Here is a 14,773-nt window from a genome sequence, read left to right as displayed (position 1 = left end):
TGGAGGTACATAAGATGGCTAGACCGAGAATAATTATTGCAGATACGGATGTAAATTATATTTTATCTTTGCAACTCAAATTTGTAGAAGAATTTTTTGAAAAAATTGATTTGGAAATTATTACTGATAGGAACTATTTTGAAAAAATGTTTGAAAGCCCGCAAAGAGCAGATGTGTTAATAGTTTCCGAGGATTTATATGATTTGTCCATTCAGAAACATAATATAGGAAATGTGTTTCTTATGACAGAAAAAAATGAAGAAGAACAGACAGCGGATTTGAATGTCACGAGAATATTTAAATATACAAGTATAAAAGAAATTTTCAATGAAATTTTGGGAAAAAGCGCATCTGTATTAAATTTAGAATGTAATGTCAAGCAGGAAACTCAAATTATTTTAGTATACTCAGCTAGTGGAGGAACAGGAAAAACAACGGTTGCTTTAGGTCTTTGTAAGGTCCTTGCAAATAATTATAAAAAAGTGCTTTATATCAATGCTTCACGTATACAATATTTTCAAAGGCTATTAGAAAATAAAACACCTATTTCGTCTACAGATATATATACAAAACTTGCCATAGCGAATGATAAAATATATGAAAATATAAAACATATTATTAGAAATGAAGATTTTTCATATATGCCACCCTTTAAAGCGCCACTTATGTCATTAGGATTACAATATTCAGTATATAAAAAGTTGGCATTATCGGCAAAACAGACAAAAGAATACGATTTTATAATTATTGATGCAGATGAGGCATTTGATGAGGATAAGGCTGAATTGATTAATATTGCAGATAAAGTAATGATTATTACTGGACAATCTAAAACTGATGTATATGCAACAAATATATTAGCTTCGTATATTAATGGAATTAAATCAGAAAAATATGCATTTATTTGCAATGATTTTGATAAAGGATATGATAATGCATTGATTTCTCCTTCATTAATGTTAAATTTTTCGGTTTCGGAATATATTGAGCATATTAGTAATTTAGAAGACATGACTTGTGAAGATATTTCAAGAGAGAAAGGAATCCAAAAGATAGCGTATTGGGTTTTGTAGGTGAAAGATGAATAGAGAGAAAGCAGTAGTGATATTAAGATTAAAAGACAAATGTGTAGATATAGAAGTTCCATTAAACATTTCTGCTAATGATTTAGTGGTAGCGTTAAATGAAGCGTATATGTTGGGAATTGATACTATGAATGTTAAAGATTGTTATATGAAAGCTGAAAATCCGTTTGCTTTACTAAAAGGAAATAGACTGTTATCAGAATTTGGTGTACGAAACGGTACGATTATTAATTTTACCGAATAATGGGGGGATAGCATGGAAACTCAGTATAAAATTATCATTACAAACAGTAATTTATATAAAGAAATTGAACTGACATCGTTAATGAGTAAATTAAAAATTGGAACAGGAACAGAGTGTGATGTTAGGTTACGTCCAGATTTATTTTTTGATTCTATTAGTCTTGAGTTGATTAAAAGCGCTGAAGGATGGAATGTTATATGTTCCGATAATGTTTACATTTCACTAGGCGATATAAGAAAATTATTTACTAAATATTTGCAGCATGGTGATGAATTTGAAATAAGGTACCAAAATGGTGATACGTGTGCGTTTCATATGTTTTTTTCTATTGATTTTGATTATGTAGAAAAGGAATATGATGTATGTGTTGACATAGCTGATAAAAAGTATCTAAAAATAGGTGGAATTAGTTCAGCAGATATTGAACTCAAGAGTGAGTATGTTAAAGATGATTTTTTTGAAGTGAAGAAACAGGAATCAGATTTTGTTTTGTTGAAAGATACATCTCGATATGGTGTCTATTTAAATGGGAAAAAAATTGAACAATCGGAAGTATTACACAAAAATGATTTTATTTCCCTTGCTGATTTTAAGTTTTGCTTTGATGATGGAAAAGTGTATGTAGCGGGAAATGAAAATATTCGGTTTAATAATTTACAGACAGTATATGCGGGGAATAGTAAGAGTCAGCATATATATCCTAAATTTAATAGGAGCACACGAGTTAGAAACATATTAAACACAGAGAAAATTACAGTTTTAGATCCTCCGGCGGCACCGCAGAAACCGAAAAGCAATATAGTGATGCAACTCATGCCTGCAATAGCTATGCTAGCTGTTACAATCATTTTACGTGGATTTGTAATGAATTCAGGTGGAAGCATGAGCGGGTACATATGGATAAGTGCAATATCCATGGGGATAGGAATTTTAACTTCGATTTTTGGGATTGTTGATGAAAGAAAACAATATAAAAAAGATATAGCAGAGAGAATTGAAAATTATACGACTTATATTACAGATAAAGAGAAGCAAATTGGTGATTTCAGAGCAAAAGAAGCGGAACAATTGAATAATACATATTATTCTGTTGAAAAAGAATTAAATTTGGTAGAAGACTTTCTTCCAGAATTATTTGACCGTATATATAGTGATTCGGATTTTTTAAATATAAGAGTAGGAACTGGTACAGTCAAATCAGTAAGAGTGATTGATTATAAAAAACAAGAAAAATTTGGTGGTGGTGATAAATTAACAGAAATACCACATCAAATTTCAGAAAAGTATAAGTATATTGATAATTTACCAGTTACATTATGTCTAAAAGAACAAAATGCGATTGGATTTGTTGGAAAGAGAAATAATCTGTATGGTATGTTAAAAAATATAACGGTAGATTTAGTGACTCGCCAGTACTATACAGATTTATCTTTATTTTACATCATTAGTGAGAATGAAAAGGAACAATTTTCTTGGATTAGATTTCTTCCACATATACAAAATGATGTTTTACAGATGAGAAATATTGTATGTGATGATAATTCAAAGAATTATTTATTTGAATATTTATACAAAGAATTATCAAGACGAGAAAATGAGAAGGAAAATTTCCCTGAGATAGTTGTTTTCGTATATGATGATATGGGAATAAAAAGGCATCCGATTTCTCAATTTTTAGATTATTCTGCTAAAATGGGGGTTCATTTTATTTTCTTTGAGGAATATCTAGAAATGCTTCCGAATGGCTGTACAAATGTCATCAAGGTAGATGAGCATGAGGGAGAACTTTTGGATGTTTCTGGAAAAGAAAAAAATCAAAAATTTGTTTATGATGAAATTTCTGATAAAGATGTAGAAAAAATGGTAAATAAATTAGCACCTGTATATTGTGAAGAAGTTAGTCTTGAGGGTGCATTAACTAAAAATATTACTCTCTATGAGATGATGAATATTTTAAATGTTGGAGATATTGATTTAGAGAAAAACTGGGCATCTTCTGAAGTATATAAATCAATGGCGGCTCCATTAGGTGTGAAAACCAAAAACGAAATAGTATATCTTGATTTAAATGAAAAGAAACATGGACCACATGGATTAGTGGCTGGAACTACTGGATCAGGTAAATCAGAGATTTTGCAAACGTATATATTGTCAATGGCAACATTATTCCATCCTTATGAAGTTGGATTTGTAATTATAGATTTCAAAGGAGGTGGAATGGTAAATCAATTTAAAAATTTGCCGCATTTGATAGGAGCAATTACTAATATTGATGGAAGGGAAATTAATCGCTCGTTGTTATCAATTAAAGCAGAATTAAGAAAAAGACAGGCTTTATTTGCAAAATATGGAGTAAATCATATAGATCAATATATAAAACTATTTAAAAAAGGGGAAACAGATATACCACTGCCACATTTAATTCTTATAGTAGACGAATTCGCAGAGTTAAAGATGGATCAGCCTGAATTTATGAAGGAGCTTATTAGTGCAGCTCGAATTGGGCGAAGTCTTGGGGTACATCTTATTTTAGCAACTCAAAAACCTAGTGGAGTTGTAGATGCTCAAATATGGTCTAATTCCAAATTTAAGCTTTGCTTAAAAGTGCAAAATAAAGAAGACAGTAATGAAGTATTAAAGACACCATTGGCAGCGGAAATCAAGGAGCCAGGAAGAGCATATCTACAGGTTGGTAATAATGAGATATTCGAATTATTTCAGTCTGCGTATAGTGGAGCTTCGATTGATATTGGTGATAGTAAAGGAAAGCTCTCTTTTAGTATTGATGAGTTGAATTTATCAGGAAAGCGCAAAAGAATTTACACTCGTAAAAGTGAAAAAAACGCTGAAGAAAGTGACACACAATTAAATGCTATCGTAAATTATATTGAGAATTATTGCGAAAAAAACGGAATAATGAAACTTCCTGGTATTTGTTTGCCACCATTGACAGAAAATGTGGACTATGTGGAGGTGGGAATGACACATGATGCTGTTAATACAATCATTCCTTTAGGCATCTATGATGATCCAGATAATCAGGTGCAAGATGAGGTGAGGTTGAATCTTTTAGATGGAAACACACTGATTGTGGGTTCTTCACAGTATGGAAAAACGAATTTATTACAGGTTATTATACGAGGCTTATGTGAGCAATATTCTCCTAGTGAAGTAAATCTGTATGTACTTGATTTCGCTTCAATGGCATTGAAAGTATTTGAAGAGATTAATCACGTAGGTGGAGTGGTTGTTGCTTCTGAGGATGAAAAACTTAAAAATTTTATGCGAATGATTCGGTTAGAAATGAAAACTCGAAAAGAAATTTTTTCAAAAATGGGAATTACATCATTTGCATCCTACAAAGAGGCGGGAATGCAGGATATTCCACATATAATTATAATGGTTGACAACTTCATAGCATTAAAAGAACTTTATTCAGAGTATGAAGATGAAATTTTAAACATATGCAGAGAAGGCGTTTCTGTTGGGATAAGTCTGGTGATTACTTCTTTACAGACAAATGGAATTAGTTATAAGTATATGAGCAATTTTGCAAATAGAATTTGCTTATACTGCAATTTAGGAGATGAATATGGAACCTTATTTGATCGATGCCGGATGGAACCTAAAAATGTTCCTGGACGAGGACTTATAGCAATTGATAAGGTGGTGTATGAATATCAGACATATTTAGCTTTTGATGGTCAAAAGGAAATTGACAGAGTAAAAACAATAAAAGAGTTTATAGAAAAGATTAATAATAATTTTAAAGAACAACAAGCACGTAAAATTCCAGAAGTACCACAGGTGTTGAATTTGGAATATGTCAAAAATAATTTGAAGACTGCAGAACTGAAAGAATTACAAGTTCCGGTAGGTATAGATTATGATACGGTTGATTTTGTAGCAATTGATCTAGAAAAAACGTTAACGATTGGAATTACTGGAAGGGAAGGCTATGGCAAAACCAATCTTACTAAGTTGTTTATTGAGCATCTTCAAGAGCGAGTCTTTGATGTTCCGTCAAAAGTGTATATTTTAGATGATTATGAAAAGCAATATGAAGATGTATCTGCATATGGGATAGTAGAAAATTATTCAATAGACATTGCTGATTTCGAAATAATGCTTAATGAAATTGAGGAAGAATTACAAATGCGATTGCAGATAGTGCGGAGTGATGGGTTAAATGCTTTAAATAATTCACCACAAATTGTATTTGTAATTCAAAATAATGCAATTTATGCACCAGACGGTATCGGAAAAAGTGTGGTTGAAACATTTAAACGAATTATAAAAACATATAAAAATATGAAAATTTGTTTCATATTTGCTAATGTGGATAATGTTAATATCGCATATGGATCGACAGAAATGCTGAAGATGGTAAAGGATTATAATTACTTATTCGTTATGGATGATCTGACAAACTTGAAATTGATGGATATAAATGCTGCAACAATAAGAAAATATAAGAAAATGATAGAATTAGGTGATGGATATATGATTACTGAAAAGGGTGTGCAAAAGCAAAAATTTATCCATTTGGAGGAGGTGTAAATATATGAGCTCTACAGGAAATGTAACTCATCTGGATACGAAAAAGTTTGCGGATACAATAAATGTGTTCAAGACAGGAATTACAGAATATAACGATATCAAGCAGACGGTCGAGAGAACCACAAAAACTTTGTTTGGTGAGTGGGAAGGAGAGGGAAAAACTCAATTTGAGAAAGATTATAATACATTATACCAGCAATTGACGGATATTGCTGATATTATGTATGAATTGTATGATGCACTTGTAGATGCAGAAGCGGCATATATTGCAGCAGATGAAGAAGCAGCTAAAATGTTGACAATAGATTAAGGGGGTGAGTATTTTTGAGCACTTTAAGTAATTTGAATTCAAGGTTAACGAATTTGAATGATCAAAAGAATTCTCTCAAATCAAGTTTAAATATTTATAATCAAAGAAAAAAGGATATAGAGGGACTAATTAGAACGCTGACGAATGTGGTTGATAATAATTATGGAATAGTAAATAGATATGCAAGTAGCATAGCTAATAATATTTCGGGGGCAATTAAAGGTTCTGGATGTGTGGTTTCAATAGAAACTTCAGTTTCAGATGGAAAAGAAAAAGAAAGTTCATCTGATGGAAACATTGTTTCTGCTTTAAATGGTTTGAGAAGTGAATTAAATCAGGTCAATACAAAGATAAACAATTTAAATGCAGATTTAACTTCGGTTAATAATCAGATTAGTAATACTAGAACAGATATAACAAATGAGAAAATCCGATTGGCAAGGGAAGCTGCAAGAAAAGCAGAGGAAGAAGCTAGGAAGAAAGCAGAAGAATTAAAGAAGTTGGCTGAACAATTAGCCAAAAACGCTTAGGAGAAAAGAAGGGAGTGGGAAGATGTCAACTTTGGTAATCAACTATAATTCTCTAAATACTATTGCAAGAAATGCATCTGATTTGGCGAGAAAAGCAGAAGAATATGCAAATAATTTGACATCAAAAGTGTCTAATAAGTTTGGAGAAATTTCGGGAGGAAGCACAACTAACACAGCAAATGCAAAATATTATGTTTCATCAAAAATCAAGGAATTACAGAATAAAAAAAATGCTTATAAATCATTATCCACACAAGTAACAACTTTTATTGATACAGCGAAACGTGTAGATGCAGAAGTGGCACGTACAATAGCAAACAGCCAGGAAAAGTTTCTACAAAAGCATGAAAATTTAAGAATTGATGGTTGGAAAGCAAATTTACTTAATTGGTTAGTTGATTTGAAAAATAGTTGTCCACTGTTTGAAATGATTGGAAATGCTTTAGAAGATTTTGGAACAGGAATAAGCGGTTTGCTGGCAAACATTAGATATTGGTATAAGTGTGAAGGCGGTAAAAATATAGTTGGATTTGTATTGGCTATAGGAGGAGCAATTGTTGCAGTACTATTATTTATAGCATCATTTCCAGCGTCGGGTTTTTTGGCAATATGTGCAGCGATAGGTGCTGCTATTACAGCAATTAATGCATTGACTAATGTATATACATCATATAAAGCGATGAAAAGTGATGATCCAGCATGGGCAAAGATATATGGAGACCAAAACAAGTTGTCGGATGTATTTAGACAAGAAAATCTACATAATGGTTTTCTAAATAGAATTTCGTATGGTGCAGCAACTTTACTTGATGCTACAGAATTATTTTGTGATGTTGTTAATATTTTAAATCTTGTGAGCAATTTTAAATCAAAATTTAGTTTTATTCAAAACTTTTTTGATAAAAATACAGGGTTGTTATCATATATGAAAACAGCCAAGTGGACGGATGCTTTACAGTATGACGAATATGGTAATATAGTCGGTACAATGAAGGTAATGAAAACCAATAAATATGGTATTGTTGAAACAAGATATACTTTCTCGTCTGTATGGAATGGAATAAAAGCATATGTAATGGATAGCCCGATAGATTGTCATACAGAAACAGGAATAAGAACTTTGTTACATAATAATTTCGTGACAGATTTTAAGGATTGGAAGAACAGTGTGTTTAGTATTACTGCTTGGAAGGATACATTTAAATATAGAGTGACAGATGGTGGAAGAATTTCTTACTCTGAATGGAAGAGTACATTTAATATTTCGGCATTTAAAGATACTTTAAGATTTAATTTGAAAAATAACGCTCTTAAAGGTATGTTTGCGGATAGTGTAAAGTGGAAATATCGAAAAGATTTTATATCGTCAACTGCCAATGGAATTAATTCTTTTATGGATATGTCTACTAAAGTAGGAAGTATGGTTGTTGGAGAGTATAGTATTTCTTCAGAAATAAAAAGTTACTTAGAGTCTAAAAAGACTGGATTTTCTGATACAACAAAAATTATTGAAAAAATTAATAAATTGAAAGTTAAATTCGATAGTGTGACGAAAAATTCATATATTTATAAAGATAGGTATGCAACAACTTAGAGGAAGGTGATAATGTGGGAAAAAGATATATAGGAAATAAGACATTAAAAAAGGCATATTTAAAATCATGGTTATCCAAGAATTCAAAGTATTTAAGAAAAAAGAGATTATCTAATTTTTTAAAAGTATCCGGCGGAATTTTAACCGTAGTTATTGCTTTGATTTTTATTGTTGGTTCTAGTTTCTCAAGTGTTGGATTTGTTACTGGTATTGGAGCAGGTGTAATAATTGGCTTCATACCTTATTGTATTGGAGTATCTGTTGGAATAAAAGCTATGTATGAATATGGTGCACCATTTTCCAGAGAAGAAAAAGAATATTTATTACTTTCAGATGATGAATTGGAATTTGGTTCTTCAAGTGTGGATAATAAATATAAAGAAAGTATGGATATTTATAGTATATCGGCAAATGCAATTAGTGCAATTAATATAAATGGTGATATTCTTACAATTATTGGGAAAGGAAAATTGACATCTTACGACGATATAACAGAAAAAAGAATTAACTGGGAAAACAGCCAAAGAAAATTCTATAGCAATACACCATATCCAATTCTGCTTGCATTTGATGAGCGAGAGGAAATTGTTGAACGTATAAAGAAAATGAAAGAAAGGCAAGGGTGATATTTTGGAAAATATAGATTTTAAGGAGTATATGTTACAGGCAGATGCTCTGATGGGACAAGAGAAGTATGAACAGGCTATTAGCTATTTAGAAAAGGCAGAAGGGATAGAACGATTTAATATTGATATATATCTTTCAAAGGGAGTAGCGTATGCCAATATGGATGATTTGGAGAATGCGAAAAAAGAATTTGAAAAAGCATTAAAAATAAATAAAAAAGAAGGAATTGTTTATTTCCATCTTGGAAATATCGAAATGCTTCAGGGAAACAAAGCAAAGGGAATTGAATTATATAATAATGCAATTGCATACGGGTTTGATGATGCACAGATATATTTTAGCTTAGGATTGATGTACGAGGAAGAAAATAATGATGATTTAGCAATTCGGAATTATTCCAAAGCTATATTAAGAGACCCTAATAGAGCAGATATCAGAATTAGAAAAGTAAGAATTTTTATAAAAAATCAAAAATTACAAGAAGCATTACAGGCATTAGATGAGTTGATTTTATCAAATCCAGATGTATTTGAAGGATATCATTTGAAATACCTGGTGTTGGTGAGTCTAGAAAAATACGATGAGGCCGAACATGTATTAAATGATGCTATAGAATTATTTCCAAAAGATCCTGCTTTTGCAATAGATAAAGCTTCCTTGCTAATTTCTAAAAAAGAATATCACGAGGCGCTCGCTGAGATTAACAACATTGAAAGAGAATATGTGTTGGAATTGGATGATAAGCATAGTATAGAAATGGAAAAGTCAAGAGCATATGCATTTTTAGAAGATATGGAAGGCACAATATCAAGTTTATTAGAAGCAAAAGAGATTGCATTACAATATGAACCACCGAGAATGGATATTGAAGCAACATATCTTTTAATGAATTGCTATCTTAATAATGAAAATTATGAAAAGGTTCTTGAATATGCATTGGAAATAAAAAAAGCAAAAGAGGAAAATTATTATTCTCTGGCAGCGTATTATTATGAGCCACTAGCACTGAAATTTCTTGGAAAGATAGATGAGGCAGACGAACTCTTTAAGAAGGCGGTGGAATATTACAGAAGTGTATCTTTGACATCACCAGGACTTATTGATAGTTATGCATTCCGGATAATGGCACTTCGAGAACTAAAAGATTATGAAAAAGCACTTGAGCTTGCTGAATATTTAGTGAACGTTAGGGATGACTTGGCAGAATCACATACTCTAAAAGCAACTATTTTAGAAGATTTGGGAAGGAAGGAGGAAGCAAAAATCGAAAGAGCAAAAGCGCTAGAATTAGGAGGAATGGTTTCTGAATTGCCAGCAAATAATCAATAGGAGGTGCTTGAGTGGCAGCAAATAATTTAAAAGTGAGTCAGGAAGCCTTAGACTCAGCAAAGAGTGGATATGATGGCTGCGTAGAAAGAATGACTACACTAAGAAATAATTTACAAAATGCAGTTGATGGTATTAGATCAGGGTGGCAGTCGGAAGGAGGAGAGACCTTTTTTGAAAAATTTGATAATCAATGGGTAAAGAACTTTAATGATTACATAGATGTGATTGGACACATGAGTGATAATATGAAGATTTCCCAAAATAAATATCAGACAGTATTTGATGAAGCAAATAAATTAAGTATTAGATAAAGGAGAAGATACGAATATGGCAACAATTAAAATTACCCCAGAGGAACTCAGAGTGGCAGCAGATTTTCTTGAGCAGAAACTTGAAGCAATCAATGGAGAAGTATCAGCATTGAAAGGGAAAATTGATGAAATTTTATCAAATTGGGAAGGCTCGGCACAGAGTTCATTTATTGAAACGTTTGAAGGTGATATGTATCCGATTTTAAAAGATACATTGCCGGAAGTAATTACTGGAATTGCAGCACAATTGGATGGAGCAGCAGATGCCATTGAGCAGGCAGATGAAGAAGTGGCAAAAGCATTTAGAGGATAACGGAAAGGAGAAAAAAACATGGCAACAATCAAAATTACCCCAGAGGAACTCAGAGCGGCAGCAGATTTTCTTGAACAGAAATTGGAAGCGATTAATGGAGAGGTATCAGCATTGAAAGGAAAAATTGATGAGATTTCATCAAACTGGGAAGGTTCAGCACAGAGTTCATTTATTGAGACATTTGAAGGTGATATGTATCCGATACTGAAAGATACGTTACCGGAAGTAATTACCGGAATTGCAGCACAATTGGATGGAGCAGCAGATGCCATTGAGCAGGCAGATGAAGAAGTGGCAAAAGCATTTAGAGGATAACGGAAAGGAGAAAAAACATGGCAACAATCAAAATTACCCCAGAGGAACTCAGAGCGGCAGCAGATTTTCTTGAGCAGAAATTGGAAGCGATTAATGGAGAGGTATCAGCATTAAAAGGGAAAATTGATGAGATTTCATCAAACTGGGAAGGCTCAGCACAAAGTTCATTTATTGAGACATTTGAAGGTGATATGTATCCGATACTGAAAGATACGTTACCGGAAGTAATTACCGGAATTGCAGCACAGTTAGATGGAGCAGCAGATGCTATCGAGCAGGCAGATGAAGAAGTAGCAAAAGCATTTAGAGGATAATTGCATATATGTCTTTTTATATGATAAAATGGTGAAGGAAATACTCCTTCACCATTTTATTAAATAATAAAGTAAAGGAGAAAAAAATGAAAAATGTTTTTAATATAAAAAGTAAAGTGTATGTTAAACCAAAAAGAAGCACTTATTTATTTAAACAAATATTGAATATTTGTTTGATATTTGTACTAATTGTAGGAATAATGCAGTTAATTTTGGATGGAATTAGTATAGGGGTGATAGGAGAAATAGCATTGGCGATATTTATAGTAACATCGTATAATAAAAGACCAGCAGTAAATCCACATTACGAATCAAGTGTTATAGAGATAGGGATTGATTCGAAAAAAATGAATGTTGAATATAAGCAGTTAGAGGATGCTATATATGCAAATAAGATATTGGAAATAAGATATGAGAATGTATTTGTATTAGAATATAGTAATCAGCTATGCTGTTTACATATTATGGGGAATATTTTTGTCAAAGATAAATATTCAGAAACAATATGTGAACATATCAAAGATCATTATCTTTATTTGGAAAGAGGAATGGAAAAGGAGATTCTTTCATGTATAGAAAAAAATAGTAATTTAAAAATTAAGTATATGGATGGTAGATAGTGAAAGTGTTAAGAATTTGATATCCTTGATAATTATGTTGATTAGATATGGTACTTAGAAAATTGAAAGTTGGTAGGCTATGGAGAAAAAGCCAAGAATATTATACTTAAAGAAAATATTAGAAGAACGAACGGATGAGGAGCATCCGCTTTCCACGACACAGTTGATCAATATATTGAATGATGAGTATGGTATATCTGCACACAGGACAACAATCACAAAAGATATTGCAGCACTTCAAGAGTTTGGAGTAGATATTGTTATTATTCATTCTACACAGAGTAAATATTTTGTGGCGAGTCGGAAATTTGAATTGCCGGAATTAAAGCTGCTGATTGATGCAGTAGAATCGTCTAGGTTCATTACAAATAAGAAAAGCGATGCTCTGATTGAGAAAATACATACATTGACAAGTCCCGGTTTAGCAGAGAAACTTAAACGAAATAATTATGTGGTTAATCGAATCAAGCCGGATAATGAACAGATTTACTATATTACTGATGTGATCAATGATGCAATTAACGCAGGTAAACAGATTTCCTTCCAGTATTATGATTATACCGGACTCAAGAAGAAAGTTCTGAAGAATAAAGGCGAGGTTTATAAACTCAGCCCGTATAAGCTTCTTTGGAATGGGGATTACTATTATGTTATCGGATATTCTGAAAAGAAAAATAAAGTAATTTGCTTCAGAGTAGATCGAATTGCCAGAACACCAGAGATGTTGGAGAAGGATGTAATTCCAATGGCAGAAGATTTCGACATGGAGAATTTTACTAAAGAAGTATTTTTTATGTTTTCCGGGGAAAAAGTTCTTGTGGATCTGCGGTGTGATAATAGTTTGATGAAAACAATGGTTGATCGATTTGGGGAAGATGTCACAACACTTGCATATGATATGACATCTTTTCGGATACAGACTGAAGTATCAGCCAGTCAGACATTCTTTGGCTGGGTATTTGGATTTAATGGAAAGGTGCAGATACTCGGACCAGAAAGCGTGAGAGAACAGTATCGACAGATGATTGCAAAGGCGAATATGAACATGTAAAAAATGAAGGTTAGAAAATATATGGAAACTAAAGAGATACAATTTGAATTTATAGAAAATGATAGTATTGGATTGAACAAAGAACAGATAGAATATATAAAAAATTTAATAATGTATTATGTGGACAAATATCCATTGGTTGAGTTAAATATAGTATGTGATTACTTTTCGTGGGATTATATGGAGAGTGAATTAAACGAATATACATTTACGCATAACAAGGATGGTGAAGAATACGCTAAATATAAGGCGTTGGCTCAATACAATGATGATGATAAGTTGATTGGTTTAAATCATATTAGACTTTGTAAAATGGAATTAGATAGTAATCAGATTGTAAATTGGGTTAATCGAGATAAAAAGAAATTTGAACAATTAAAGCAGAAATATGAAACGACGTGTCAACAAGCAAAGGCTGTAGGATTGGATCTTCCAAGCTTCAATGCGGTTTTAGGACATTCTATTAGTAGTGATGAGTTAAAAAGTCATGAGATTGAAGCAAAGAAGATTACAGAGGAAGACATGGACATTATGTTGATAAGGCTTATGGAGGAATATTGTACCATAAAAAGGTTAGTTGCACATGAATTTGGACATGCAATAGCATATAGCTATCATCTCGAAGAAGATGTAATCATAAAATCTTTGTATGAAAAATACAAACATGGATTTGAGGATATGCAAGAATTTATTGCTGAATGTTTTATGGCTAGTGAGTTGACAAATGAAGTGACTTTATCAAATAACGTAAAAAAAAGGATAAATGAAATTGCAGAAGTAAAAAACTAAAGAAGATGATTTATAGAATGATAACAGTTTAATGAAAATAATGGTCAATTAGATAGAAAATAGTGTGACATTGGATTTTATCTCTCAAAAAATATTTCTATTGTTGATTATTATTTGCATATCGTGGATACAAGTATGATGAATATTTGATATGGAAAAACTCTGAGCCCAATTGGCATGAAAAGATAATTTGTGCAGACGGTCTGCACAAATAGATTTTTAGCCAGTCGGAAGAATTAAGAATAATAGAAGGAGACAAGCGATATGGAGAATAAATTGCAAAATGCCGAGCAGAATAGTATTATGGATAATTTTGTGAAGACAGACGACATTTTAAAAGATATGTGTGGAATTATTGAATCCTCACAAAAAGCTGCACATCAGGCGGTAAATACTTTGCTTGTCCAGAGAAATTGGATGATTGGATACCGAATTGCAGAGGAAGAATTTGGTGGACAAGAACGCTCTGAGTATGGACTTCATGTTATTAAAAAATTGTCGAAAGAACTGACAAATCGTTATGGAAAAGGATATGACAGGGGAACGCTTTATCGTTGCCTGAAATTTTATAAATTGTTTCCTGAGATTGTTGCCTCACTGAGGCAACAATCTGGGGCAATACTTTCGTGGACTCATTACCGTATTTTATTACAGGTCGAAGATAAGGAAGTGAATATTCTCGTCACCGGAAACCTTGATTCCGGAATTTTGGAAACCGACATTCCGGAGGAGGGAAACTCTTTGATTGGCTTGTTTACCACTTATCAGGTAGTGCGGTATT

16 protein-coding genes are annotated in these 14,773 nt (G+C 32.2%); all 16 read left to right on the top strand.

Features of this window, described 5'->3' with window-relative positions; translation table 11 throughout:
- Positions 1–14 precede the first annotated feature (14 nt).
- Positions 15–1,073: an AAA family ATPase gene (locus ACTNA4_RS05865; RefSeq protein WP_441029069.1), complete on the top strand. Its 1,059-nt coding sequence runs from the start codon at positions 15–17 to the stop codon at positions 1,071–1,073.
- A gap of 7 nt (positions 1,074–1,080) precedes the next feature.
- Complete coding sequence (locus tag ACTNA4_RS05860; RefSeq protein ID WP_441029067.1) at positions 1,081–1,329, top strand: EsaB/YukD family protein; 249 nt, start codon at positions 1,081–1,083, stop codon at positions 1,327–1,329.
- 12 nt (positions 1,330–1,341) lie between these two features.
- Positions 1,342–5,889 (top strand): type VII secretion protein EssC, encoded by a 4,548-nt coding sequence (gene essC / locus ACTNA4_RS05855; protein WP_441029065.1) that lies wholly within the window; start codon positions 1,342–1,344, stop codon positions 5,887–5,889.
- A gap of 4 nt (positions 5,890–5,893) precedes the next feature.
- Positions 5,894–6,199, top strand: a complete 306-nt coding sequence (locus ACTNA4_RS05850) for a WXG100 family type VII secretion target (protein ID WP_441029063.1) — start codon at positions 5,894–5,896, stop codon at positions 6,197–6,199.
- A gap of 14 nt (positions 6,200–6,213) precedes the next feature.
- Positions 6,214–6,729, top strand: coding sequence for a hypothetical protein (locus ACTNA4_RS05845; RefSeq protein WP_441029061.1), 516 nt, complete (start codon positions 6,214–6,216; stop codon positions 6,727–6,729).
- Between the two features lie 22 nt (positions 6,730–6,751).
- Entirely contained in the window at positions 6,752–8,323 is a 1,572-nt protein-coding gene (locus ACTNA4_RS05840; protein ID WP_441029059.1) for a hypothetical protein, read from the top strand.
- Between the two features lie 14 nt (positions 8,324–8,337).
- Positions 8,338–8,949: a hypothetical protein gene (locus ACTNA4_RS05835; RefSeq protein WP_441029057.1), complete on the top strand. Its 612-nt coding sequence runs from the start codon at positions 8,338–8,340 to the stop codon at positions 8,947–8,949.
- 31 nt (positions 8,950–8,980) lie between these two features.
- Complete coding sequence (locus tag ACTNA4_RS05830; protein ID WP_441029055.1) at positions 8,981–10,279, top strand: tetratricopeptide repeat protein; 1,299 nt, start codon at positions 8,981–8,983, stop codon at positions 10,277–10,279.
- Between the two features lie 11 nt (positions 10,280–10,290).
- On the top strand, positions 10,291–10,590 hold the full coding sequence (locus tag ACTNA4_RS05825) for a WXG100 family type VII secretion target (RefSeq protein WP_441029053.1): 300 nt from the start codon (positions 10,291–10,293) through the stop codon (positions 10,588–10,590).
- Between the two features lie 16 nt (positions 10,591–10,606).
- Positions 10,607–10,903 carry a WXG100 family type VII secretion target gene (locus tag ACTNA4_RS05820; protein ID WP_441029051.1) on the top strand — a complete coding sequence of 99 codons (297 nt, stop codon included), beginning with the start codon at positions 10,607–10,609 and terminating at the stop codon, positions 10,901–10,903.
- An 18-nt stretch (positions 10,904–10,921) separates the two neighbouring features.
- Complete coding sequence (locus ACTNA4_RS05815) at positions 10,922–11,218, top strand: WXG100 family type VII secretion target (protein WP_441029049.1); 297 nt, start codon at positions 10,922–10,924, stop codon at positions 11,216–11,218.
- Positions 11,219–11,235: 17 nt separating this feature from the next.
- The gene (locus ACTNA4_RS05810) at positions 11,236–11,532 is read left to right on the top strand and encodes a WXG100 family type VII secretion target (RefSeq protein ID WP_441029049.1); all 297 of its coding nucleotides are present in this window, start codon (positions 11,236–11,238) and stop codon (positions 11,530–11,532) included.
- An 86-nt stretch (positions 11,533–11,618) separates the two neighbouring features.
- The gene (locus tag ACTNA4_RS05805) at positions 11,619–12,152 is read left to right on the top strand and encodes a hypothetical protein (RefSeq protein WP_441029047.1); all 534 of its coding nucleotides are present in this window, start codon (positions 11,619–11,621) and stop codon (positions 12,150–12,152) included.
- Positions 12,153–12,231: 79 nt separating this feature from the next.
- On the top strand, positions 12,232–13,203 hold the full coding sequence (locus ACTNA4_RS05800) for a helix-turn-helix transcriptional regulator (protein WP_441029045.1): 972 nt from the start codon (positions 12,232–12,234) through the stop codon (positions 13,201–13,203).
- 21 nt (positions 13,204–13,224) lie between these two features.
- Positions 13,225–13,992: a hypothetical protein gene (locus tag ACTNA4_RS05795; RefSeq protein ID WP_441029043.1), complete on the top strand. Its 768-nt coding sequence runs from the start codon at positions 13,225–13,227 to the stop codon at positions 13,990–13,992.
- Between the two features lie 264 nt (positions 13,993–14,256).
- Positions 14,257–14,773, top strand: a 517-nt coding sequence (locus ACTNA4_RS05790) for a DUF1016 N-terminal domain-containing protein (protein WP_441029041.1), incomplete at its 3' end; no start/stop codon positions are given.

Source organism: Bariatricus sp. HCP28S3_A7 (assembly GCF_052066375.1).
GTDB lineage: Bacteria > Bacillota > Clostridia > Lachnospirales > Lachnospiraceae > Allocoprococcus.
This window is presented reverse-complemented; position numbering and strand designations above follow the sequence as displayed.

Bases quoted from the DNA above. Each gene is read 5' to 3' on its own strand.
- ACTNA4_RS05795 (WP_441029043.1), top strand. From the start codon at position 13,225: ATGGAAACTAAAGAGATACAATTTGAATTTATAGAAAATGATAGTATT.
- ACTNA4_RS05800 (WP_441029045.1), top strand. From the start codon at position 12,232: ATGGAGAAAAAGCCAAGAATATTATACTTAAAGAAAATATTAGAAGAA.
- ACTNA4_RS05830 (WP_441029055.1), top strand. From the start codon at position 8,981: ATGTTACAGGCAGATGCTCTGATGGGACAAGAGAAGTATGAACAGGCT.
- ACTNA4_RS05805 (WP_441029047.1), top strand. From the start codon at position 11,619: ATGAAAAATGTTTTTAATATAAAAAGTAAAGTGTATGTTAAACCAAAA.
- ACTNA4_RS05860 (WP_441029067.1), top strand. From the start codon at position 1,081: ATGAATAGAGAGAAAGCAGTAGTGATATTAAGATTAAAAGACAAATGT.
- ACTNA4_RS05865 (WP_441029069.1), top strand. From the start codon at position 15: ATGGCTAGACCGAGAATAATTATTGCAGATACGGATGTAAATTATATT.
- ACTNA4_RS05815 (WP_441029049.1), top strand. From the start codon at position 10,922: ATGGCAACAATCAAAATTACCCCAGAGGAACTCAGAGCGGCAGCAGAT.
- ACTNA4_RS05850 (WP_441029063.1), top strand. From the start codon at position 5,894: ATGAGCTCTACAGGAAATGTAACTCATCTGGATACGAAAAAGTTTGCG.
- ACTNA4_RS05820 (WP_441029051.1), top strand. From the start codon at position 10,607: ATGGCAACAATTAAAATTACCCCAGAGGAACTCAGAGTGGCAGCAGAT.
- ACTNA4_RS05810 (WP_441029049.1), top strand. From the start codon at position 11,236: ATGGCAACAATCAAAATTACCCCAGAGGAACTCAGAGCGGCAGCAGAT.
- ACTNA4_RS05840 (WP_441029059.1), top strand. From the start codon at position 6,752: ATGTCAACTTTGGTAATCAACTATAATTCTCTAAATACTATTGCAAGA.
- essC (WP_441029065.1), top strand. From the start codon at position 1,342: ATGGAAACTCAGTATAAAATTATCATTACAAACAGTAATTTATATAAA.